Consider the following 22,877-nt stretch of genomic DNA (forward strand, 5'->3'; position numbering starts at 1 on the left):
GGCTATTTCAACAGACCGCCCCGACAGTTCTCGTTTGCCATGAGTTGTCCGTGCCGCCGGTCACAGGGCGCGGTCCGTTCACATGGCGGCGGGCGGGAGTGCCGGTGTCGGTGTGAGGCAGCAGAATGGCGGGGTGGCGGAGCTTCATATTCATCGTTTCGGTCCCTCGACCGGTCCGGTCGTGCTGGCGTTACACGGGTTGACGGGCCACGGCGCGCGCTGGCGGCGGCTGGCCGACGACCATCTCCCCGATGTCCGGATCCTCGCACCGGATCTGCGCGGGCACGGGAGGTCGCCCGGCGTGCCGCCGTGGGATTTCGAAACTTTGGTCGATGATCTCGTGGCGCTGCTGCGCGCGGAGACCAGCGAACCGGTGGTGGTGCTCGGGCATTCGTTCGGCGGCGCCACCGCGGTGCATCTGGCGCACCGGCATCCGGAGCTGGTGCGCGCGCTGGTGCTGTTGGATCCGGCCATCGGCCTGGAGCCCGACCGCATGCTGCACATCGCGAATTCGATGCTGGCCCATCCCGACTACCCGGATGTGGCGGCCGCCCGCTTCGACAAGCTGGAGACCTCCTGGAGCGAGCTGGACCCGGCGGTGCTGGAGGAGGAGCTGGCCGAGCACCTGGTGCCGACGGCCGACGGCCGGGTGGGCTGGCGCGTGACCATGCCGGCGATCATCTCCTTCTGGGGTCAGATCGCCCGCGATTTCGTGCTGCCGCCGCGGGATACGCCGACGGCGCTGGTGCAGGCGACGAAGGTGAGCCCGCCGCTGGTGTCGCCCGCGTTCCGCGCGGCGCTCACCGCACATCTGGGCGATCGGATCACGGTGCGCGAGTTCGATTGCGATCACATGGTGGCGCAGGCCCGCCCCGCCGAGACCGCGGCCCTGGTGCGCGGGGTGCTCTGACATGCCGACCACCGACGCCGAGGTCGAGCGGGTGCGGGAATTGGTGGCGGCCATCCCGCCGGGCCGGGTCGCCACCTACGGCGATATCGCGGCGGCCGCCGGCTTGTCGACGCCGCGCACGGTCGGCTGGATCATGCGCACCGACTCCGCGGATCTGCCGTGGCATCGGGTATTGCGCGCGAACGGCACGCCCGCACCGCATTTGGCGCATCGGCAGCTGGCGGAGCTGATCGCGGAGGGCTGTCCGGTCCGGGACGGCCGGGTGGATCTGCGGCGCGCGCGTTTCGCCTTTCCCGCGACCTGATCGCCGAAGCAACCCGGACGCCCGGCCCGGCGGTTACCGTGGAGTCATGTCCACCCGTCTGGCATGCGTGGTGTTCGATGCGGTCGTGCCCGGGTCGGTGGCCCGGTTCTGGGCCGAACTGCTGGGCTGGCAGGTGATGGTGGACCGTCCCGGCAAAGCCGATGTGGCCGCACCGGATCCGGACGGGCTCGAGGTGGCGCTCACCTTCCTGCCCGCGCGGGGCCCCAAGACCGCGCTCAATCGCATGCATCTCGATCTGGCCAGCCGGTCGCTGGATCATCAACAGCTGCAGGTGGATCGGGCGCTGGCGCTGGGGGCGCGCCGGGTGGACATCGGCCAGGGCGCGGTGCCGTGGACGGTGCTGGCCGATCCCGAGGGCAACGAGTTCTGTGTGCTGGAGCCGCGCGAGGAGTACGTGGACACCGGCGCGGTGGCGGCCATCGTGATGGACACCCGGGATCCGTTGCGGCTGGCCGAGTTCTGGTCCGCTGCGGCGGGGTGGCCGCTGCTGCGCGCGGAGGCCCGGTTGGCCGGAATCCGTTCGGCCACCGGGCTGGGCCCGTGGCTGGAGTTCCTGCACCGGCCCGACGCCCCGGCCAAGGGCGGCCGCCTGCACTTGGACGTGACCGCGTTTCCCCTCGACGATCCCGTCGCGGAGACGGCCCGGCTGCGGGCGGCGGGCGCGGTGCCGGTGACTCCGGAGTCGGACGCGGCGCCGGCCGGGCATCCGGTGGTGCTGGCCGATCCGGAGACCAACGAATTCTGTTTGCTGCGAGCGGTTGCCGAGTGATCATCGGTAGCGACGATGCCGATCCGATCCGCTTCCCCACGGGGGATCGGACGCCTTCCGCGGTGGTCGCGTCAGGCCGCGCCGCGCTCGTGGCGCCGCCGTTCCCGGGGTGACAGCCCGCCCCAGATGCCGAAGCGCTGATCGTGGCTGAGCGCGTAGTCGAGGCATTCCTTGCGCACCTCGCACGAGGAGCAGATGCGCTTGGCCTCCCGGGTGGAGCCGCCCTTGTCGGGGAAGAACGCCTCGGGGTCGGTTTGCGTGCACAGGGCCTGCTGATGCCAGGATTCGTTCTCGAATCCGTCTCGGCGGGCGACAGATTCGAACATGGCGTCGAAATTGGTGAAAAGCAGTTTCACTTCCTCTGTCCCTTCGATCAATACCGCAAAAAGAAAACGACCGGTTCGTTTTAGCAATCTCCGCTGACCGCGGCCAGCCGCGCCTGCTCATTGCCGAAGATGCGGCGCGCGTGCACCGCCGCGGGCGCGCCCGACCACGGCGCGAGCGCGGTGGTGAACATGAGTTCACACCAGCTCAATGCGGGAACCTCGCCGCCGCAGAGCGTATTCAGCAGGGACAGTTCCTGATCGCTGTCGTTCCAGGCGGCGAACAGCCAGGAGGCGTCGAGGCGGCCGAGAAATTCCTCGGCGTCCTCGGGCAACCCGAGTGGAGCATCGACCGCGAGGTGCACAACGGCGGAAATGGCATGGCGCATACGCGCGTCCAGTCCGACTCCGTCGTGCAACAACAGACCTTCGAGCGACTCCCGCAATCCCGCGCCGCGATCGAACTGGAACTCGTTACGGCGACCCGCGGTGGTGACGTCGAACATTGTTTCCTCCCTTGAAATTGCGCTTGTCGCAAAAGCGCCACGGCCTGATTAAAAATGGCGCGTGATCTTGTTGTCCAGTTTTGGGTCAATCTAGGGCAAACCCCTAGCAGTACTGACACTGGCCAGTGTGGGTACCCATCCGGAACCGCACCGGAGGGTGCCTGGCACTACACGAGCAAACATCTAGGATGCCACCCGTTGGGCCACTTAGGGTCTGGCCATGCCTTATGTGCGATCAGGTTCAGCCACCGTATATTTCAACTTCTACCAGCGTGAACGTGCCGGACGCCGGAACCGCCCGACACTGTTGCTCGCACACGGATTCTTGATGGACGAGTCCATGTTCGAGCCCATGCGCGAACCTCTGGCAGACGCCGGCATCGATCTCGTAACAATCGATGCGCGCTGCCATGGACGCACTCAGTCACCCGATGGCGAACCCTTCAGCTATTGGGATTTGGCCGCCGACGGATTGGCGGTACTGGACGAACTCGGAATCGAGCGGGCGGTCGTCGGCGGAATGAGCCAGGGCGGTTACGCGGCGTTGCGCATGGCATTGCTGGCGCCCGAGCGAGTGCAGGGACTGGCATTGATCGACACCGAGGGCGGCGCGTGCAGTCCGTCGGAATTGGCCTTCTATCGCGAATTCTTCGAGCGCTGGACCGGTTCGGAGCCGCTGGCCCCGCTGGTGGCGGAATTGGCCCCGCAGATGATCGGCGGCAGCGATCCGCGGCTGTGGCGGGCGTGGACCGGGCGCTGGTACGGCTCGGACCGGCAGGCCATCGCACCGGCCGCCCGCTGCCTGATGGACAGACGCTCGGTGCTGCACCGACTACCCGAGATCACCGCCCCGGCGCTGGTGGTGCGCGGCAGTCACGACGCCACCAGCACGGCCCAGAAGTCCGAGGCGCTGGCCGCGGGGCTGTCCGGCGCGGACGGCGTGGTCACCATCCCCGGGGCCGGGCACGGCGCGGCCTGGACGCATCCCGAAGTGATTGTGCCGCTGTTGATCCGGCTGGTGCGGCGGGCCACCGCCCGCCACGAGAGCAGGCCGGTGCGGGCGCTCACCGCGCCGTGGACCACCCGGCGCGCCGAACGCGAGTCCCGCGCCGCGCGACAGGACCCCGGCCCCACGGCGAGCCTCGAGTCCGCGCGATGAGCCCCCGGCTTTCGCGGTGAGCCTTCAGGCCGTGCCCATGGCGGTCACGGCCGGGCGGCGTCCTCGTCCCAGCTGGGGATGCCGAGGAAGATCTGGATCTGGCTGGGGTAGGCCGCGTTGAACACGCTGAACAGCTGCACGGCGATGTCGAAACGGCGGCCGCTGTCCGCCTCGCGCAGCCGCATGGTGGCGCGGGGCCGGCCGTAGGCGGCGATCCCCTCGTCCCACATTTCCCGAAAAAGTCCGAAACGTCCGAGTTCTGCGAGGAATTCGACCGACCAGGTGGTGTCGCCGGAGCTCGCGATCAGCCCGCGCAGCCAGTGCACGGTGAGCCGGACCTCCTCCTCCCACTCGACCATGACCTCGCGGGCGGACTCGTTGCCCAGAAACCAGCGCAGGATATTGATATCCCGCTCCAGCCCGGGGAATGCGCGCGAGTAACTTTCATTGCAGGCCAACACATTCCAGCGGGTATCGACGTAGGCGGCCAGATTCGGCTCGTGCAGTTCGAGCGCGCGCAGCATGTCCTCGGTGATTTCGGACCGCAACTGTTCCACAGTCGGGAATTCGCTGACCCCGAGTCCGGCCAGATCGAGCAGATGGCGACGCTCGACAGCGGACAGCGGGGTTATTCGGTCCAGATATCGCAGCAGCGCGTCCACCACTTCCCGGGTCGGGTGGCCGCGATCGCCCTTCTCCAAATGGCTGATGTAGCTGGCGCTGACACCGGCATTGAAGGCCAGTCTTTCTCGCGATACGGCGCGCGCGTCGCGCAGCCGGCGCAGCAGCAGTCCGAATGTGGGCGGCTTCAGATCGTCGGAGTCCCTATCCGGTTTCACGCCCAGCACCACGCCGTTCCCTCTCCACAAACATTCAGCAAACCAACCTTCATCGCTCTGAGTCCTCCTGGTACCGCACAGTGGGACCCGGTGTGACGCCTGGTGTGAACTGTGACCAACGCCGCGTACTCCGTCAGTTCTCAGGTCGGATACTGCCATACGGCATTCTTCCGAAGGTTAAAACGAGGCCATTTCTACTATGTGTCGTACCACATCACATAACGTAACGAGTATCCGCAATTAGTTGGCAAGCGCCAGTTTCCGGCGCGCCCGGCGAGCCTGTTCCGGCGTGCCACTACGATCTTCAACCATGCCCAATGACCTATCCGCGCGCACCGTACCCGGGGGCGGCTCGTGACGCCCGTCGACGCCATCGTGCTGGCCGGTGGCAAGGCCAGCCGGATGGGCGGCGTGGACAAGCCCGCGCTGGTGGTGGGCGGTCAGTCCATGCTGGACGCGGCGCTGACCGCGGTCGCCGGGTGCGCGCGGACGGTGGTGGTCGGACCGCAACGGCCCGAGCTGCCGCCGGAAATTCTTCAGGCACAGGAGATACCGGCCGGGGCGGGCCCGGTGGCGGCCCTGGCGTCGGGTCTGGGCGCGTTGGCCGCGTGTGAGTTCCCCGCCGGGCTGATCGTGGTGCTGGCCGCCGACATGCCCTTCCTCACCGCGGCGGCCGTGGACGAACTGGTCTCGCACGCAAGGGAATCCGGCAGTGACGCGGTCTTCGCGGCGGATGCCTCGGGGCGGCCGCAGTACCTGGTCGGGGTGTGGCGCCGAGACGCCCTGAGCGCGGCGTTGCAGGGTCTGGATTCGCTGGTGAACCGGCCGATGAAGGCCCTGGTGCCGGTCGACACCGCGATGGTGACGCTGCCCGGCGTCGAGGACTGCGACACTCCCGAGGATGTGCGGGGGGCGCGGACCGCCGCCGCGCGCACCGCCGCGCCGCTGTGGCTGGACGAAGCCCGAGATGTGTTGCGCGGGAGCATTTCCCCGCTCCCGACCCGGCAGGCGGCGCTGCGGGCCGCGCGCGGCGCCACGCTGGCCGCGCCCCTGCGCGCCGCGGATGCGTTGCCGCGCTTCGATGTCTCGGCCATGGACGGGTACGCGGTCAGCGGCGACGGCCCGTGGCAGTTGCGCCGCGATATCGGCTTCGCGGGCGGTGAGCGCCCGGTCGGACTGCTGGACGGAGAGGCGGTGCGGATCGCGACAGGCGCGCACGTGCCCGACGGCACCTCGTCGGTGGTGCGTGACGAGTTCGTGCGCATCGACGCCGACGGGACGCTGTATCGCTTGCCGGACACCCCGATTCGCGAGGATGTGCGCCGTCGCGGCGAGTACTGGATGCCCGGTGACGAGGTGGCCGCCGCGGGCACCCCGGTCACCGCGGCGCTGATCTCGGTGGCGGCCAGTGCCGAGGTGACGCGGGCCACGGTGCGCGGGCCGGTGCGCGCGCGAATCGTCATGACCGGTGACGAGATTCGCGGTGACGGACCGCTGCACACGGGCCAGACCCGGGATTCGATCGGGCCGATCCTGCCCGAGATCCTGTCCTGGTACGGGGTCACCACCCTGGAGCGGGTGCACCTGCGCGACACCGCGAATGCCTTCGACGAGGTGCTGGCCGCGGCCGCCGATTGCGATCTGCTGGTCATCGTCGGCGCGACCGGTGGCGGCGCGGCCGACCAGCTGCGTTCCGCCCTCGACCGCACCGAGGCCACCATGCTGCTGCGCCGCCTGCGCCTGCGCCCCGGCGGCTCCACGGTCGCCGCCCAATTGCTTTCCGGCCCAGTGGTTCTCGGCCTGCCCGGCAACCCGTTCGCGGCCGTGGCCACCCTGCTGAGTCTGATCGCCGCCACCGTCGAGGGCCTGACCGGGGCAACCCCGGCCAACCGGATCATGGGCCCCCTGATCAACGCCGCCGAACTCACCGCGCCGGTCGCCCGCATCGTCCCCGCCCGAGCACTCCCCACCGGCGGTTTCCGCGGTGACCTCCGCTTGCGCACCGCCCACCTCGCCGACCTCCTGCACCGCGACGGCCTCGTCGTCGTCCCCGCCGACGCCGAAAACGGCGCGCTCGCCGAATTCATCCCCCTACGAGGCTGATTCGATCACGCGTCGAAAGCCCCACCGCGTATCGCTCTCACGCCCCCAGTGCCAGAGGCTCGACGGTCACCTCGTCGTCCCGTTGGGCTCGGGACGGGTCGGCGGCAGGGACGGCCTCCAGCAGGCGGCGCGTGTATTCGGCACGTGGCGAACCGAAAACTGCGGTGACGGGACCTGATTCGACGATGCGTCCCTCGCGCAGCACAACCACTCGGTCGGCCACCTGATGAACCACCGCGAGGTCGTGGCTGATGAAAAGGCAGGCGAACCCGTATTCGGCGCGCAGATCCGCGAATAGGTCCAGCACCTGCGCCTGCACGGAAACGTCCAGGGCGCTGGTGGGTTCGTCCGCGATCAGCAGCCGGGGGGCGAGAGCCAGCGCGCGAGCCAATGCGACCCGCTGCCTTTGGCCGCCGGAAAGTTCGCCAGGGCGACGGGCGGCGTAGCCGCGGGGCAGCCGCACGGATTCGAGCAGGTCGCCGACCCGAGCCCGCAGCAGTGCACCCGAGGCCGCCCGATGAACCCGCAGTGGTTCGCCGATGGAGTCCTCGATGCTGCGGCGGGGATCCAGTGACGCGGTGACATCCTGATGGACCAGAGCCACCTGTTTGCGCAGTCCCCGCAGTTCGCGACGCGGCAGGCCGGTGAGCGCGACCCCTTGCAACACCACCTCTCCGGACGCCGCGGGAATCAGTCCGAGGGCGGCGCGGCCGAGAGTGCTCTTGCCGGAACCAGATTCACCGACCAGGCCGACGACCTCGCGCGGAGCCAGGGTCAGGGAGATGTCTGTCAAGGCTTGGAAGCGTTTGCCGAGGCGACGGTAGACAACAGAGAGGTCGGTAACGCGCAGGACCGGTTCGGCCTCCAAAGGTCCCTCCCAGCCCTGCGGCGGCTCGGTTTCAGTCATCCCGGCGTGCTTTTGGCCGGGATCCACGCCTTCACTGTGGGTTCCGGCCAAAAGCACGCCGGAATGACGGGGTGAATCCGGGGCGGCCGGGTCGGCCGGGGGAATCGGTGAAGCCACGGGGGTGGGGAGGGTAGGGACCGCGGAGAGGAGTTCGCGGGTGTAGTCCTCGCGGGGAGCGGCGAAAAGGGCATGCACCGGGGCGGTTTCGATGACGTGGCCGGCTCGCATGACCACGACGCGGTCGGCGATGGCGGCCACTACGCCGAGGTTGTGGGTGATGAACAGGATGGCGGTGTTGTTGCGGCGCTGGAGGTCTCGGAGTAGGTGGAGGATTTCGGCCTGGACGGTGACGTCGAGTGCGGTGGTGGGTTCGTCGGCGATGAGCAGGTCGGGATCGCCGGAGAGGGCCAGGGCGATGACCACGCGCTGTTTCTGGCCGCCGGAGAGCTGGTGCGGGTACCAGTCGACGCGCTTGGCGGGTTCGGGGATGTCGACCAGTTCGAGCAGTTCGATCGCGCGGGCGCGGGCCTGTGCCTTGCCGGTCTTGCGGTGCGCGCGCAGCGCCTCGGCGATCTGGGTGCCGATGCGCTGCACCGGATTCAGCGCGGTCTGGGGTTCCTGGAACACCATGGCGGCGCGGGTGCCGCGCAGCGCGCGCAGTTCGGCGTCGGGGGTGCCGACGATCTCGGCGCCGTCGAGCGTGATGGAACCGGTGGCGCTCGCGCCGGTGGGCAGCAGGCCCAGCACGGCACGCGCGGTCAGGGATTTGCCGGACCCGGATTCGCCGACGAGCGCGACGGTTTCGCCGAGCGCCACGGTGACGTTCACGCCGTCCACGACCGTCCGGTCGCCGAAGCGGACGCTGAGATCGCTGATGGTCAAGAGTGTTTCGCGGTCGGTCATCCGATCCTCCGGGCGCGGCCCAGGGCTTGGGCGATCAACAGGAAGCCGAGCGTCAGCGCCGAGACCACCAGCAGCGGGCCGATCGCCATGGCGGGATTGGCGTCGAGGTTGCGGGTGGATTCGGCGATGATCGATCCCAGCGACGGGTCCGGCGGCCGCACCCCGATGCCGAGGAAGCTCATGGCGCTGTCCACGAACACCGCCAGCGACAGCGACAGCGCGAACTGCACCGCGAGCGGCTCGATCACATTGGGCAGCACGTGTTTACGCAGGACCCAGCCGGTATTCGCGCCGATGATCTCGGCCGCTTCGACGAACGGCTGTTCGCGCACGGCCAGCACGGCGGTGCGGATTTGGCGGCCGAAGATCGGGATCTCGGCGGCGACGATGACGATGACGACCGCGTGCGCGCCGGGTCCGGTGATGGCGGTGAGCGCGATGGCGAAGATGAGGGTCGGGAAGGCCAGGATCAGATCGAAAACCCGCTGCGCCAGCACATCCGCGAACTCGTTCACGCTGGCGAGCAACCCGGCCAGCGATCCGATCACCGCCCCGAGCGGCACCGCGCTGAAGGCGATCAGCAGATCCACGCGGACCCCGTGCAGCAGCCGGGAGAACACATCCCGGTTGAGCTGATCGGTCCCCAGCCAGTGGCTGCCACTCGGCCCGAGCAGATTGGCCCCTGGGATCTGTTCGAGCGGACCGTATTTCGTCAGCAACCCAGCCCCCAGCGCCGCGACAACGACCACCGCGACCAGCAGCAACCCCACCAACCCCTGCCCGCGGAGCAGCGCCCCCGTCATTCCGGCATGTTTTTGGCCGGAATCCACCCTGTCCGCGGGGATCCCGGCCAAAAGCACGCCGGGAAGACGAGTGGCCGGCTCGGTGGGCGCGGGGTTCGTCTCTGGGAGATCTAGGTTGCTCATGCGCGGCCGCCGATTCGGATGCGCGGGTCGAGGTAGGCGTGTACGACGTCGGTGGTGAGTTGGAGGATGACGAACACTGTTACGGAGAACAGCAGGAGGGCCTGCACTACCGGGTAGTCGCGCCGGCTGATGCCCTGTTCGATGAGTTCTCCGATGCCCGGCCAGGCGAAGGCCGCCTCCACGAGCACCGCACCGCCCAGCAGCTGCCCGGTTTGGATGCCGAGGACGGTCAGCATGGTGGGCAGGGCATTGCGCAACGCGCCGCGAGTGACGATGCGGCGGTGCGGGATTCCCAGGGCGCGGGCGGTCAGCACGTAGGGCCGGCCCAGTTCGGTGCGCAGCGATTCGGTGAGGAATCGGGTCAGCCCGGCGGTCACCGGCAGGGCGAGGCAGATCGAGGGCAGCAGCAGGTATTGCACGGTGATGTCGAGGTGCGCCAGGTACCCGTCCGGGGGGATGCCGCCCGCGGGCAGCACCGGTACGAGGACGGCGAACACCAGCACCAGCAGCACGCTGGTCACGAACGCGGGCACCGCGACCGCCACCGTATTGAACACCGCGACAACGGCATTCAGCCACTTCCGCTCCCAGAGCACGGCGGACACGCTCAGCGACACGCTCACCACGACCGCGAGCAGCAGCGCCGACAGGGTCAGCACGAGCGTATTGGTGAGCCCGCGCCCGATCAGGTCGGCGATCTGGCCGCCGATGAGGTAGGACCGGCCGAGATCACCGGTCAGCACGCCCTTCAGCCAGCTCACGTACTGCGCCGGCATCGACCGGTCGAGTCCGAGCTGATGGCGGATGGCCGCGATGGTCGCCGGGCTCGCGTCGGGCCCGGCGAGCGTGGTCGCCGGATCGCCGGGCACCAGCCGCAGCAGCAGGAAGATCAGCACCGAGGCCGCGAACAGCACCGCGATCGCCGAGGGCACCCGGCGCAGCAGATAGGCGATCATGCCAGGAACGCCTCGGTGAACACGGTTTCGCGGCGCTTGGTCCAGTCGAAGCCGTGCAGCTTGCTGGTCGCGCCGGCCTGCGCCAGCCGCACGCCGATCTCGATGAGGAACAGCCCGTCCAGCAATTGATCGCTGAGCGCCTGGTAGGCGCGCACGGCCTCGGGTCCGGTGCCGCTGGGCAGCTGCCAGGCGGCGTCGGCGGCGGACACGTAGGCGGGTGACTCGTAGTGCGAGGCGTTCTTGAGCGCGTTGAAGGGGTAGGCGCTGACGGTGAGGGTGGACGGCACGAATTGCGCCCACGAGTGATCGGTGATCCACAGGCCCGGGAACTGGCCGCCGATCAGCTGTTTCACGAACGCGGCATTGTCGACCGGCTGCAATTCCACCTCGACACCGATCTCGGCCAGATTGGCCTGGATGATCTGCGCGGTCTCCTCGTAGCTCTCGAGCGAGGTGTTGTAGGTCAGCGGCAGCTTGGGCGGCTTGGGCAGCTGAGCCAGAATCTGCTTGGCCTTGGCCGGATCTCGCGAGTATCGGGTGTTGCGGGATTCGTCGTAGGCGGGCGAGCTCTTGGGCCACGGCGCGTTCAGCGCATAGCCCGCGCCCCGGAACACCTCGCTGACAATGCGGTCGCGGTCGATGGCGTAGGCGATGGCCTGCCGCAGCCGCACATCGGCGAGCGCCGGATTGGCGACATTGGTGCCGACGTAGAACTGCAGTTCCGCGCCTTCGTACCGCACGACGTGGAAGCCGTCGGCCTTGGCGAGGTTCTCGAGATCGCGGTAGGTGATGGAGTCGGCGAGATGGATCTGGCCGGTGCGCAGGGCGTTGAGCTGGGCCTGGCTGTCGGAGATGACGCTGAGCTCGACCCGATCGAGGTACGGGCGATCCTTGACCCGGTAGTCGGGGTTGCGTTCGAAGACCAGCTGCGAGTTGGGAACCCGCTGGGTGAACTTGAACGGACCGGTGCCGACGATCTTGTCACCCGTGGCCAGCTGATCGATGGACTCGCTGTCCACGATCGGCACGGTGTCGAGCAGATCGAACAGATTGCTCAGCGGATGCGCGAGGGTGAGCACGATCCGGTGCGGATCACCGGTGTCGAAGCCGGTGATCACCGCCGCGGTGCTCTTGAGCTGCGCCGACCACTTCGAGTCCGCATAGGTGCGCAGCGCGAATTCGACGTCCTTCGAGGTGAAGGGCCGGCCGCTGTGGAAGGTCACGTCGTCGCGAAGATCGAGGGTGACGGTCTTGCCGTCCGGCGACACCGCCCACTTGGTCGCCAGCTGCGGCTGCGGCTCCAGCCTGTCGTGCGGGTAGCGCACCAGGCTCTCGAAGACCAGGCCGACGACATAGGGCGTGGTGCCGGTGTTGGTCAGGATGTTCGCGGGCAGGAGATCCACGGTGACGCCGTACTTCAGGGTGCCGCCGCGCACCGGCTGCGCGTCGGCGCCGCCGCCCTTGGCCTGATCGACCGCCGAGGTGCAGGCGGCCAGCGCGCCGCCGCCGAGGATCGCCAGGGCGGCAACGGCGCTGCCGCGCAGGAAATTTCGGCGGTCGTGAACGCCGGGGGACGTACTCATGATGTGGGAAACCTCGCCTGTGGACCGGGCCTTGATGGTGTGCGGCGACGCTATCGGCGCATGCATGACGGATCACCGGTTGCACGCAGCAAGAGTGAAACCCTGGATCCGGACCGGGGTCGCGACCTTTGCTGGGGGCATGTCAGTCCCCGACAATTCCCGTTCGATCCCCGCGTACGCCCGCGGCTACGAAGACTTTCCCGGCGAGATCGGCCGCACCACCGCCGATTCCACGCCCGATTGGCGGTACCCGCCGACCGCGCCCGCCGGTGCGCCCAATGTCATCGTGGTGCTGGTCGACGATATGGGCTTCAGCGATATCGGGCCCTTCGGCTCGGAGATCGAGACGCCGACGCTGGATCGGCTGGCCGCGAACGGGCTGCGGCTCACCAACTTTCACACCACACCGCTGTGCTCGCCGTCACGGGCGGCGCTGCTGACCGGAGTCAATTCGCATCGCGCCGGCTTCGGATTCGTCGCCAATGCCGATCCGGGTTATCCGGGGCTGCGGCTGGAGCTGGCCGACGATGTGCTGACGCTGCCGGAGATCTTGCGCGCCAATGGATACGCGACCTACGCGGTCGGCAAATGGCATCTGGTCCGCGATGCCACGCTGCATCCGGCGTCGCATCGGGATTCGTGGCCGACCCAGCGCGGATTCGACCGCTACTACGGCTCGCTGGAGGGCCTGAACTCCTTCTACCATCCGAATCAGCTGATCTCGGACAGTTCGGCGGTGGACGTCGAGGAGTACCCGGAGGGCTACTACCTCACCGACGACTACACCGACCGCGCCATCGGCTATCTCAAGGAATTGCGCGCCCACGACGCCACCAAGCCGTTCTTCCTGTACTTCGCGCACACCGCCATGCACGGCCCGTTGCAGGCCAAGCCCGACGATCAGGCCAAGTACCGGGGCCGCTATCGCGACGGCTGGGACAAGCTGCGCCAGACCCGCTTCGCCGCGCAGCTCGCCCAGGGCTTGTTCCCCGCGGGCACCCAGCAGAAGCCGCGCAATACCGAACCGGGTTACGAAGCGCAGGAATGGGATTCGCTGACCGACGAGCAGCGGTCGCGCTTCGAGCGGTACATGGAGGTGTACGCGGGCATGGTCGACAGCATCGACCAGAGCCTGGGCCGGATCGTGGACACGCTCGAGCAGTTCGGCGAGCTGGACAACACCATCATCGTGTTCACCTCCGACAACGGCGGCACCGCCGAAGGCGGCCCGGAGGGCACCCGCACCTACTTCGCGCAGTTCGCCCAGGTCGACGAGCCGGACTGGGAACGCGATGTGCCGCACGATGATTCGCTCATCGGCACCGCCAAGCTGGGCGTGCACTATCCGCGCGGCTGGGGGCAGGCGTCGAACACGCCGTTCCGATTCTACAAGGGCCAGACCTTCGCCGGCGGGGTGCGGGTGCCGTTCGTGCTGTCCTGGCCGAAGGGGCTGCCCCGCGGCGAGGGCGACAGCGGCGTGCGGCAGGAATACGTCTACATCACCGACCTGGCCCCGACGCTGCTGGAGTTGATCGGTCTGCAGCGGCCGACGGTGCGTAATGGCCTGCCCGCCAAGGATTTCGACGGCGTGTCGGCGGCCGAGATGCTGCGGGACACCGAGGCCGTGTCCCGGCATCTCGAGCAGTACTCCGAGATGACCGGTCACCGTGGCTTCTACCGTGACGGCTGGAAGCTGCTCGCGCTGTACGAGCCGGAACGCGGAATCGACAATCCGCGCTGGCAGCTGTTCGACGTGCGCACCGATCCCACGGAATTGCACGACCTGTCCGAGCAGCTGCCGGAGAAGGTGGCCGAGCTGTCCGCCGCGTGGGGCGAAGCCGCCTGGCACAATACGGTTTTCCCGCTCGTCACCCGGCAGGATCTGGCGGTCCGGCGGCCGGAGGAAGCCCGTCTCGGCGATCCGGTCCGGATCCTGCCCGGGACGCCGACGCTCGAACGGTATCGGTCTCAGCGTCTGATCGCCTACCGCGACTTCACCATTGCCGTGGAGGTGGATGGCTATCAGCCCGGCGACGAGGGCGTTTTGGTCGCGCACGGGGACCCGCTGGGCGGCTATCTGCTGTATGTCGAAGACGGGCATCTGATCTTCGGTTACAACGCCTACGGCCGATACGCCACGGTCGACGCCGGTGAAATCCCCACGGGCAGCCGGCTTTTCACCGTGTCGGCGCTGGTGCGGCCGCATCTGCGCTGGGACTTCTCGCTGGAGATCGACGGCGTCCGGGCGGCGGAGCTGCCGGATCAGGTGCAGCTGGTGGGCATGTCGCCGTGGACCGGGATCTCGGTGGGGCTGGATGCGCGCGGGCCCGTCTCCTGGGAGCTGCGGGATCGGCGCGGCGTGTTCCGCTACCGCCGGGGACTGCGAGCGGTCACCTATCGGCCCGGGGCCGTCGGCGTTTCCGAGGAGGCGCAGCGCGCCCTGGATTCCGAGGCCGAACTGATCGCGGAATAGCAAGGACCGACCCGGGACCGGACCCTAGTTCGCGGAGATCGATTCGATGATCTTGGCGATTCTCCGATCCCGGGTTTCCCGTTTCTTGGCGTCGGCGACCGATATAGCGATCCGTCAGCTATCCGAACATGTGTTAACAAATATTAAGTAACCGAGAACCGACCGTTTCGGAAGCATCACCGCAGCACTGCCGAAACCCCTCTCGGCGCGGTCGTTTCCATGGTGATTTCCGATTTCCCCAGGTCGAGCCCGAGTCGGCGGGGTGGTGTCGCAACCGTGTGGTGACCGGAAGATTTCTTGGATCTCACAGCTCACAATCGTTGTTCGCGCATTGTGAGAGAACCGTTTTGATGCCTCCCCCGACGTCCCTACAGTCGAGCCAGCAGCCCGGTATGCCAGCTCGAAGGGGGCGTTATGACCATTGCGCAGAACGGACACTCGTCCGCCGATGCACTGCTTCGACTGGGGAAGTACTTCAACCGCGGCGAGGTCTCCGCCGACTTGCGCACCCTGCACCAGGTGGGCGGTCGCGAGGCCGACGAGTTCTATCGGGAACGCTGGTCGCACGACAAGGTGGTGCGGTCCACGCACGGCGTGAACTGCACGGGCTCCTGCTCGTGGAAGATCTACGTGTCCGACGGCGTGATCACCTGGGAATCACAGCAGACCGACTACCCGAGCGTGGGCGCGGACAAGCCGGAGTACGAGCCGCGCGGCTGCCCGCGCGGGGCGTCGTTCTCCTGGTACACCTATTCGCCGGCGCGCATCCGGTATCCGTATGTGCGCGGCACGCTGCTCGAGCTGTACCGCGAGGCCAAGACGCGACTCAAGGATCCGGTGCTGGCGTGGGAATCCATCGTCGAGGACGCCGATAAGGCCACGGCCTACAAATCGGCGCGCGGCAAGGGCGGGTTCGTGCGGGCCGAATGGTGGGAGGCCGCGGAAATCGCCGCCGCCGCACACGTTTACACGATCAAGCGCTACGGCCCGGACCGGGTGGCGGGCTTCTCGCCGATCCCGGCCATGTCGATGGTGTCGCATGCGGTCGGGGCCCGGTTCATTTCGCTGATCGGCGGCTCGATGCTGTCGTTCTACGACTGGTACGCCGACCTGCCGGTGGCGTCCCCGCAGGTGTTCGGCGATCAGACCGACGTGCCGGAGTCCGCGGACTGGTTCGACGCCGGCTACCTGATCATGTGGGGCTCCAATGTCCCGGTGACGCGAACCCCGGACGCCCACTACATGACCGAGGCCCGCTACCGCGGCCAGAAGGTCGTGGTGGTGTCCCCCGATTACGCCGACAACACCAAGTTCGCCGACGAATGGGTGCCCGCGCGTCCCGGCACGGATGCCGCGCTGGCCATGTCCATGGGCCACGTCGTGTTGCGAGAGTTCTTCGTGGACAGGCGGACTCCGTACTTCGACGAGTACGTCAAGCGCTACACCGATCTGCCCTACCTGGTGGTGCTGGACGAGCACGACGGCGGCTGGTCCACCGACGGCGACTACTCCGGTCACACCTTCACCCCCGGCAAGTTCCTCACCGCCGCCGACCTCGGCCACACCGGCGAGGGCGTCGAGCATCAGACGGTGCTGCTGGACTCCGACGGTGTCGCGCAGGTCCCCAACGGCTCGCTCGGGCATCGTTTCACCGAGGCCGGCACCGGCCGCTGGAACCTCGATCTCGGGGACACCGATCCCCGCTTGACCCTGTACGGCCACACCGATGATGTTGCGGCCGTGCAGTTTCCCCGCTTCGACGGGCCGTCCGGGGCGGGCAGCGGCGCTGTGCTGACCCGCGGCGTGCCGACCACCGTGGTCGCGGGGCGTCGGGTGACGACGGTGTTCGACCTGCTGCTGGCGCAGTACGGCGTGGCCCGGTCCGGCTTGCCCGGCAGCTGGCCGACCGGCTACGACGATGCGACCCAGCCGTATACGCCCGCCTGGCAGGAATCGATCACCGGCGTCCCCGCCGCACAAGCCGAGCGCATCGGCCGCGAATTCGCCGACAATGCCGAGAAGTCCCAGGGCCGGTCCATGATCCTCATGGGCGCGGGCACCAACCACTGGTTCCACTCGGATCAGATCTACCGGTCGTTCTTCACCCTCACCCTGCTCACCGGGTGCCAGGGCGTCAACGGCGGCGGCTGGGCGCATTACGTCGGTCAGGAGAAGTGCCGGCCCGTGACCGGCTGGGCCACACTGGCATTCGCCTCCGACTGGCAGCGGCCGCCGCGTCAGATGCAGGGCACCGTGTTCTGGTATCTGGCCAACGACCAGTGGCGCTACGACCCGTTCACCTCCGAATCGTTCGCCTCGCCGCTGGCCAAGGGCAGCTTCGCCGGGCGCACGGCGGCCGACAACATCGCGCTCGCTTCGCGATTGGGCTGGATGCCGTCGTATCCGACGCTCAACCGCAATCCGCTCGATCTGGTCGACGAGGCCGAGGCCGCGGGCAAGACGCCCGCCGAGTATGTGGTCGACGGTCTGAAATCGGGTGAGCTGCGGTTCGCGTGCGAGGATCCCGACGCGCCCGAGAACTTCCCGCGCGTGCTGACCGTGTGGCGCGCCAACCTGCTGGGTTCCTCCGGCAAGGGCAACGAGTACTTCCACCGGCATCTGCTGGGCGCGGACTCCAACCTGCAGACCGGCGAGGCCACCGGGGTGCGGCCGCAGGAGCTGGAATGGCGAGACGAAGCCGCCACCGGGAAGCTGGATCTGCTGCTGTCGCTGGACTTCCGCATGACCTCCACCACCCTGTTCTCCGACATCGTGTTCCCCGCCGCCACCTGGTACGAGAAGCACGACCTGTCCTCCACCGACATGCACCCGTTCGTGCACGCCTTCTCCCCCGCCATCTCCCCGCCGTGGGAAGCCAAGACCGATTTCGAGGCGTTCCACCGCATCGCGCGCGGGTTCTCCTGGCTGGCGGAGAAGCATCTGGGCGTGCGCAAGGACCTGGTGGCCGTGCCGTTGCAGCACGACACCGCCGACGCACTGGCTCAGGCCGGCGGGCGCGTGCTGGACTGGAAAACCGGTGAGTGCGAACCGATTCCGGGCGTCACCATGCCGAAGCTGGTGGTCGTCGAGCGCGACTATCCGAATGTGGCGGAGAAGATGGCGGCGCTGGGCCCGCTGGTGGAAACGCTGGGACTCACCACCAAGGGTGTCACCACACTGCCCGATGTGGAGGTAGATTACCTGCGCGGCGTCAACGGCACCGTGGTTTCCGGTGTCGCGCAAGGCCGTCCGTCGCTGGCCAAGGACACCCACGCGGCCGAGGCGATCCTGGCACTGTCCGGTACCACCAATGGCCGGCTCGCGGTGGAAGGGTTCCATGCGCTCGAAAGGCGCACCGGAACCGAGCTGGCCGATCTGGCGGCCGAACACGAGGGAAAGCGAATCACCTTCGCGGACACGCAGGCCCGGCCCGTTCCGGTGATCACCTCACCGGAATGGTCGGGCAGCGAGACCGGCGGGCGGCGGTATTCCCCGTTCACGATCAATGTCGAGCGTTCCAAGCCCTGGCACACGCTGACCGGGCGGCAGCATTTCTACCTCGACCACGATTGGATGCGGGAACTCGGCGAGCAGCTGCCGATCTATCGTCCGCCGCTGGACATGACGGCGCTGTTCGCCGAGCCCGGAATCGGCAAGGTCGGCGAAAACGGTGTGACCGTTCGGTATTTGACGCCGCATTCGAAGTGGTCGATTCACTCGGCATATCAGGACAATCTGCACATGCTGACGCTCTCGCGGGGCGGGCAGGCGATCTGGATGTCGGACAAGGACGCCGCCAAGATCGGGGTCGCCGACAACGACTGGATCGAGGCGATCAACCGCAACGGCATCGTGGTGGCGCGCGCGATCGTGTCGCATCGCATGCCCGAGGGCACGGTGTTCATGTACCACGCCCAGGACCGGGCCGTGAACGTGCCACGCATCGAAGGCACCCCGGACGTCAAGCAGGGCAAGGGCAAACGCGGCGGTATCCACAATGCACTGACCCGGATCATGATCAAGCCCTCGCATTTGATCGGCGGGTACGCCCAGCAGTCGTTCGCCCTGAACTACCACGGCCCCACCGGAAATCAGCGCGATGAGGTCACGACCATTCGCAAGCGCTCGCAGGAAGTTGAGTACTGATCATGCGTGTAATGGCGCAACTGGCCATGGTCATGAACCTGGACAAATGCATCGGCTGCCATACCTGCAGCGTCACCTGCAAACAAGCCTGGACCAATCGCTCGGGCACCGAGTACGTGTGGTTCAACAATGTGGAAACCCGTCCGGGGCAAGGGTATCCGCGCCGGTACGAGGACCAGGAGAAGTGGAAGGGCGGCTGGACCCTCGACCGCAAGGGGCGGCTGACGCTCAAGTCCGGGTCCCGGATGAAGCGGCTGCTCAATATCTTCGCCAATCCGGATCTGCCCACGGTCAGCGACTACTACGACCCGTGGAGCTACGACTACGACACGCTGCTGTCGGCGCCGCAGATGGACACCACGCCGGTGGCCAAGCCCAAGTCGCTGATCACCGGTGAGGACACCCAGGTCACCTGGGGTGCGAACTGGGACGACTCGCTGGGGTCGGGTCCCGAGCAGGTGGGTAAGGACCCGTTGCTGGCCAAGCTCTCCGAGCAGGTCAAGCTCGAGTTCGAAGAGACCTTCATGTTCTATCTGCCGCGTATCTGCGAGCACTGCCTCAATCCGTCGTGTGCGGCGTCGTGTCCGTCGGGGGCGATCTATAAGCGTGCCGAGGACGGCATCGTGCTGGTGGATCAGGACAAGTGCCGCGGCTGGCGGCAGTGCGTGACCGGGTGCCCGTACAAGAAGATCTACTTCAACCACAAGACGGGCAAGGCGGAGAAATGCACCTTCTGTTACCCGCGCGTGGAAGTCGGCATCCCGACCGTGTGCTCGGAGACCTGCGTCGGGCGGCTGCGCTACATCGGCGTCATGCTCTACGACGCGGACAAGGTGCTCGAGGCGGCGTCGGTCACCGAGGACAAGGATCTGTATCCGTCGCAGCTGGGGGTGTTCCTCAATCCGCACGACGAACGGGTCATCGCGGAAGCCGAGCGGGCCGGGATTTCTCCGGAATGGATTGCCGCCGCCCAGGATTCGCCGGTCTACAAGCTGATCGTCGACTACCAGATCGCATTGCCGTTGCATCCGGAATACCGCACCATGCCGATGGTCTGGTACGTGCCGCCGCTGTCGCCGGTGGTGGACACGCTGACCCAGACCGGGCACGACGGGGAGAACCACAACAACCTGTTCGGCGCGATCGACGCGCTGCGAATTCCCTTGGAGTACTTGGCGGAACTGTTCACCGCCGGTGAGATCGGGCCGGTGCGGGCGTCGCTGCAACGGCTGGCGGGCATGCGGTCGTTCATGCGCTCGATCAACCTGGGTCAGGAACCCGACCTGACGATTCCGGATGCGGTCGGGCTCGAACCCGAAGAGATCGAGGCCATGTACCGGCTGCTCGCCATCGCCAAGTACGAGCACCGGTATGTGATCCCGTCGGGCGCGACTTCCAAAGCCCACGAACTGGATTCGCTCGCCACCGGCTGCTCGCTGGACACCGACGGCGGCCCGGGCATGACGGCCTTCGACTACATGGCCGAGAAATTCCACCTTACCGACACCAACGGTGCCAGCCCCGATCAGAAGAGCAGCCGCATCAACCTGCTCAACTGGGACGGCAAGAGCACCAGCGGGCTGGTGCCCACTTCCGCCAACGGCAACGGCGCCGCTGGAAATGGCAATGGAGCCAATGGAAATGGGCACCACGCCCCCGCAAGCGACAGCGCGCCGGCCGACGCCGGGTCGGTCGAACCCGAGCCGAGCGGAGCGACGCGATGAACCTGCTGCGAGTGGGGCGCCGACACGCCGGTGCCGGCGTGAACGAACACGAACATCGGCTGGCGTGGCGGCTCGACGCGCTGCGCCTCGACTACCCGAAGGCGCAGGGACACCCCGGTACGGCCGAATCCCGCACCGCCGCAGTGGAATCCGCCGAGGCCACGCGATGAGCCTGCTGAAGCTGCGGCGACGGCCCGAATCCGTCGTCGCCATGAGCGAACGGGATCGCCGCCTGGTGTGGCGGCTGGGCGCGCTGCTGCTCGACTATCCCAGCGCGCAGACCCTGGCTATGCTCGACGAACTCGACGCCGCCGCAACCGAATTGCCGGACGCGGTGCGTCCGCTGCTGGCCGGATTCCTCACCCACCTGCGCACCGGCGACCCGATCGCGCTGGCGCAGGAGTATGTCGAAACCTTCGATATGCGCCGCCGCGCCAGCCTGCATTTGACCTTCTACGCCTACGGTGACACCCGCAAACGCGGTATGGCGCTGCTGCGGTTCAAACATGCCTACCGCCACGCCGGAGTCGAACTCGGCGACGAAGAACTACCCGACCACCTGCCCGTACTGCTCGAATTCGCCGCCACCGTCGATCCCCTCGGCGGCGAACGACTGCTGGGCGAACACGTCCCGGTGCTGGAACTGCTGCGGTTGTCGCTTTCCGACAGCGGATCTCCCTACGCCGGGGTGCTGGCGTCGGTGGTGGCGACCTTGCCACCGGTCACCACCGCCGACCGCCGGCGCATCGCCGAACTCGCCGCCGCGGGCCCGCCGGAGGAGGAGGTCGGACTCGACCCCTTCGCCATGGACCCGCTCGCCTTCACCGGACAGGAGGCACGCCGATGAGCTCCGCGCTCTGGCTGATGCTGCCCTACATCGCCTTCACCTCGTTCCTGCTCGGCCACCTGTGGCGCTACCGCACCGACCAATTCGGCTGGACCACACGGTCTTCGCAGATCTACGAATCGCGGCTGCTGCGGCTGGGCAGCCCGCTGTTCCACTTCGGCATGCTCGGGGTGATCGGCGGGCACGTGCTCGGGGTGCTCGTTCCCGAATCCTGGACCAACGCGATCGGCGTCTCCGAGGAGGCGTACCACGTGGTGGCGGTCTCGGCGGGATCGGTTGCGGGACTTGCGGTCATCGCCGGAATCTCCATCCTGATCTACCGGCGCATCAAATTCACCGCCGTGCGCCAGGCGACCACCACCAACGACAAGGTGATGTACGTCCTGCTCGCGGCCGCCCTGATCACCGGCCTGCTCAATACCTGGGGCAGCAACCTGCTGTGGGGCACCTACAACTACCGCGAGACCGTCTCCCCCTGGTTCCGCAGCCTCTTCTCCCTCCACCCGCAACCCGACCTCATGGTCGGCACGCCCTGGACCTTCCAAACCCACGGCCTGATCGTCCTGGCGCTCATCGCCTTCTGGCCCTACACCCGCCTGGTCCACATGTTCTCCGCCCCCGTCGGCTACCTGGTCCGCCCCTACGTGGTCTACCGCGCCAAACCCATCAAGTCCGCCGACAAGACCCGCTACGCCCGCGCCTGGGAAACCCCCGCCATCCCCCGCCGCTGACCCGCGGAGCAATCAAGGTCAGGGAGCTCTCATGGAGAGAATTGTCCGATTCCGCATCGGTGACAGCTCCCTGATCTTGGAACTGGGTCAGACTGCGGCGGTGGTGCGGGTGCGGGCGTAGTCGGCGAGGGCTTGGGCTGCTGGGGCGGGGGTGGTGGAGAGGTAGGCGGTGAGGGCTGCGTCGAGTTCGGGGGTGGGGCCGCGCTGGGCCAGGAGGACGATGATGGCTTCTTGGGCGGCCGGGGTCGGGTTGGGTTGGGAGAGGAGCTCTTCCAGGTAGTTGGCGGGGTCGGCCAGGCGGAGGGCGCGGCGGGCGCAGGTGTGGATTCGGCGGGGCAGCTCGGCGCGGATGGTGTCGATGTCCTCGGGGAACACGTGCCCTTGGTCGACTCGCACGGACCACAGCGTGGCTGGGTCTTCGGGGAGGGCGTCGTCGGGGAGCAGACCGAGGGCGGGGGCGGATTCGATGGGTGTGGGGGCGAGGCCCATTCGTTCGGTGCGCCAGGTGTGGAACTCCCACCAGGCCAGCGGGGTGCCCCAGCAGCCGAAGCCGAAGCTCAGGACCTGCTGGCCGGCGGTGAAGGTGCGGAAGGTGCGACTGCGGGCGACGGTGGCCACTCCGTCGGGCAGTACACACGTCCAGGTCGGCTCGGCACCCTCGAACCCGTACGGCTGCAGCAGCTTCCCCGTCTCGCGCATCAGCCGGCGCAGTGCCGAATCCGGTTTGACCATTCCCGCAGATTAGCG

20 protein-coding genes are annotated in these 22,877 nt (G+C 67.7%); 11 read left to right on the plus strand and 9 right to left on the minus strand.

From position 1 onward, the window contains the following. Positions 1-133: 133 nt before the first annotated feature. The 3 genes from D7D52_RS00140 to D7D52_RS00150 are packed head-to-tail and all read left to right on the plus strand — an operon-like array spanning position 134 to position 2,004. Positions 134-910 (plus strand): alpha/beta fold hydrolase, encoded by a 777-nt coding sequence (locus D7D52_RS00140; RefSeq protein ID WP_120734500.1) that lies wholly within the window; start codon positions 134-136, stop codon positions 908-910. Between the two features lies 1 nt (position 911). Further along, complete coding sequence (locus D7D52_RS00145) at positions 912-1,214, plus strand: MGMT family protein (protein ID WP_120734501.1); 303 nt, start codon at positions 912-914, stop codon at positions 1,212-1,214. A 46-nt stretch (positions 1,215-1,260) separates the two neighbouring features. Further along, positions 1,261-2,004 carry a VOC family protein gene (locus tag D7D52_RS00150; RefSeq protein WP_120734502.1) on the plus strand — a complete coding sequence of 248 codons (744 nt, stop codon included), beginning with the start codon at positions 1,261-1,263 and terminating at the stop codon, positions 2,002-2,004. Between the two features lie 71 nt (positions 2,005-2,075). Here D7D52_RS00150 and D7D52_RS00155 read toward each other — a convergent pair whose 3' ends face one another. Both D7D52_RS00155 and D7D52_RS00160 read right to left on the minus strand, forming a co-directional pair. Beyond that, positions 2,076-2,360: a WhiB family transcriptional regulator gene (locus tag D7D52_RS00155; RefSeq protein WP_281279158.1), complete on the minus strand. Its 285-nt coding sequence runs from the start codon at positions 2,358-2,360 to the stop codon at positions 2,076-2,078. Between the two features lie 50 nt (positions 2,361-2,410). Continuing rightward, positions 2,411-2,833: a hypothetical protein gene (locus D7D52_RS00160; RefSeq protein WP_187703086.1), complete on the minus strand. Its 423-nt coding sequence runs from the start codon at positions 2,831-2,833 to the stop codon at positions 2,411-2,413. A 220-nt stretch (positions 2,834-3,053) separates the two neighbouring features. Here D7D52_RS00160 and D7D52_RS00165 point away from each other — a divergent pair, with 220 nt between their 5' ends. Continuing rightward, complete coding sequence (locus D7D52_RS00165; RefSeq protein ID WP_120734503.1) at positions 3,054-3,992, plus strand: alpha/beta fold hydrolase; 939 nt, start codon at positions 3,054-3,056, stop codon at positions 3,990-3,992. A gap of 44 nt (positions 3,993-4,036) precedes the next feature. Here the strand turns inward: D7D52_RS00165 and D7D52_RS00170 are convergent, their stop codons facing one another. Continuing rightward, entirely contained in the window at positions 4,037-4,831 is a 795-nt protein-coding gene (locus D7D52_RS00170) for an MmyB family transcriptional regulator (RefSeq protein WP_246023563.1), read from the minus strand. Positions 4,832-5,185: 354 nt separating this feature from the next. On the opposite strand from D7D52_RS00170, the gene D7D52_RS00175 reads away from it, so the two are divergent. Further along, positions 5,186-6,934 (plus strand): NTP transferase domain-containing protein, encoded by a 1,749-nt coding sequence (locus D7D52_RS00175; RefSeq protein WP_120734504.1) that lies wholly within the window; start codon positions 5,186-5,188, stop codon positions 6,932-6,934. A gap of 37 nt (positions 6,935-6,971) precedes the next feature. Here the strand turns inward: D7D52_RS00175 and D7D52_RS00180 are convergent, their stop codons facing one another. The 4 genes from D7D52_RS00180 to D7D52_RS00195 are packed head-to-tail and all read right to left on the minus strand — an operon-like array spanning position 6,972 to position 12,209. After that, positions 6,972-8,744 carry a dipeptide ABC transporter ATP-binding protein gene (locus D7D52_RS00180; RefSeq protein WP_120734505.1) on the minus strand — a complete coding sequence of 591 codons (1,773 nt, stop codon included), beginning with the start codon at positions 8,742-8,744 and terminating at the stop codon, positions 6,972-6,974. Next, on the minus strand, positions 8,741-9,670 hold the full coding sequence (locus tag D7D52_RS00185; RefSeq protein WP_120734506.1) for an ABC transporter permease: 930 nt from the start codon (positions 9,668-9,670) through the stop codon (positions 8,741-8,743). Before D7D52_RS00185 ends, D7D52_RS00180 begins: the two co-directional genes overlap by 4 nt. Further along, on the minus strand, positions 9,667-10,626 hold the full coding sequence (locus D7D52_RS00190; RefSeq protein ID WP_120734507.1) for an ABC transporter permease: 960 nt from the start codon (positions 10,624-10,626) through the stop codon (positions 9,667-9,669). The genes D7D52_RS00185 and D7D52_RS00190 overlap by 4 nt, the downstream gene beginning before the upstream one ends. Further along, positions 10,623-12,209, minus strand: coding sequence for an ABC transporter substrate-binding protein (locus D7D52_RS00195; protein WP_120743655.1), 1,587 nt, complete (start codon positions 12,207-12,209; stop codon positions 10,623-10,625). Before D7D52_RS00195 ends, D7D52_RS00190 begins: the two co-directional genes overlap by 4 nt. A gap of 139 nt (positions 12,210-12,348) precedes the next feature. On the opposite strand from D7D52_RS00195, the gene D7D52_RS00200 reads away from it, so the two are divergent. After that, positions 12,349-14,682, plus strand: coding sequence for an arylsulfatase (locus D7D52_RS00200; RefSeq protein WP_120734508.1), 2,334 nt, complete (start codon positions 12,349-12,351; stop codon positions 14,680-14,682). A 24-nt stretch (positions 14,683-14,706) separates the two neighbouring features. Here D7D52_RS00200 and D7D52_RS40250 read toward each other — a convergent pair whose 3' ends face one another. Continuing rightward, positions 14,707-14,793, minus strand: a complete 87-nt coding sequence (locus D7D52_RS40250; RefSeq protein ID WP_120743656.1) for a YdeI/OmpD-associated family protein — start codon at positions 14,791-14,793, stop codon at positions 14,707-14,709. Between the two features lie 303 nt (positions 14,794-15,096). Between D7D52_RS40250 and D7D52_RS00210 the strand changes: the two genes are divergently transcribed. The 5 genes from D7D52_RS00210 to narI are packed head-to-tail and all read left to right on the plus strand — an operon-like array spanning position 15,097 to position 22,130. After that, positions 15,097-18,828: a nitrate reductase subunit alpha gene (locus D7D52_RS00210; protein ID WP_120734509.1), complete on the plus strand. Its 3,732-nt coding sequence runs from the start codon at positions 15,097-15,099 to the stop codon at positions 18,826-18,828. A gap of 11 nt (positions 18,829-18,839) precedes the next feature. Next, positions 18,840-20,552: a nitrate reductase subunit beta gene (gene narH, locus D7D52_RS00215; RefSeq protein ID WP_222932851.1), complete on the plus strand. Its 1,713-nt coding sequence runs from the start codon at positions 18,840-18,842 to the stop codon at positions 20,550-20,552. Positions 20,553-20,590: 38 nt separating this feature from the next. Continuing rightward, entirely contained in the window at positions 20,591-20,722 is a 132-nt protein-coding gene (locus tag D7D52_RS39770) for a hypothetical protein (protein ID WP_281279159.1), read from the plus strand. Beyond that, the gene (gene narJ / locus D7D52_RS00220; protein ID WP_120734511.1) at positions 20,719-21,399 is read left to right on the plus strand and encodes a nitrate reductase molybdenum cofactor assembly chaperone; all 681 of its coding nucleotides are present in this window, start codon (positions 20,719-20,721) and stop codon (positions 21,397-21,399) included. Before D7D52_RS39770 ends, narJ begins: the two co-directional genes overlap by 4 nt. After that, on the plus strand, positions 21,396-22,130 hold the full coding sequence (gene narI, locus D7D52_RS00225) for a respiratory nitrate reductase subunit gamma (protein WP_120734512.1): 735 nt from the start codon (positions 21,396-21,398) through the stop codon (positions 22,128-22,130). The genes narJ and narI overlap by 4 nt, the downstream gene beginning before the upstream one ends. An 87-nt stretch (positions 22,131-22,217) precedes the next feature. Here the strand turns inward: narI and D7D52_RS00230 are convergent, their stop codons facing one another. Then, positions 22,218-22,862: a hypothetical protein gene (locus D7D52_RS00230; protein WP_120734513.1), complete on the minus strand. Its 645-nt coding sequence runs from the start codon at positions 22,860-22,862 to the stop codon at positions 22,218-22,220. Positions 22,863-22,877: the final 15 nt, after the last annotated feature.

This window comes from Nocardia yunnanensis, from assembly GCF_003626895.1.
GTDB classification, from domain to species: Bacteria; Actinomycetota; Actinomycetes; order Mycobacteriales; family Mycobacteriaceae; genus Nocardia; species Nocardia yunnanensis.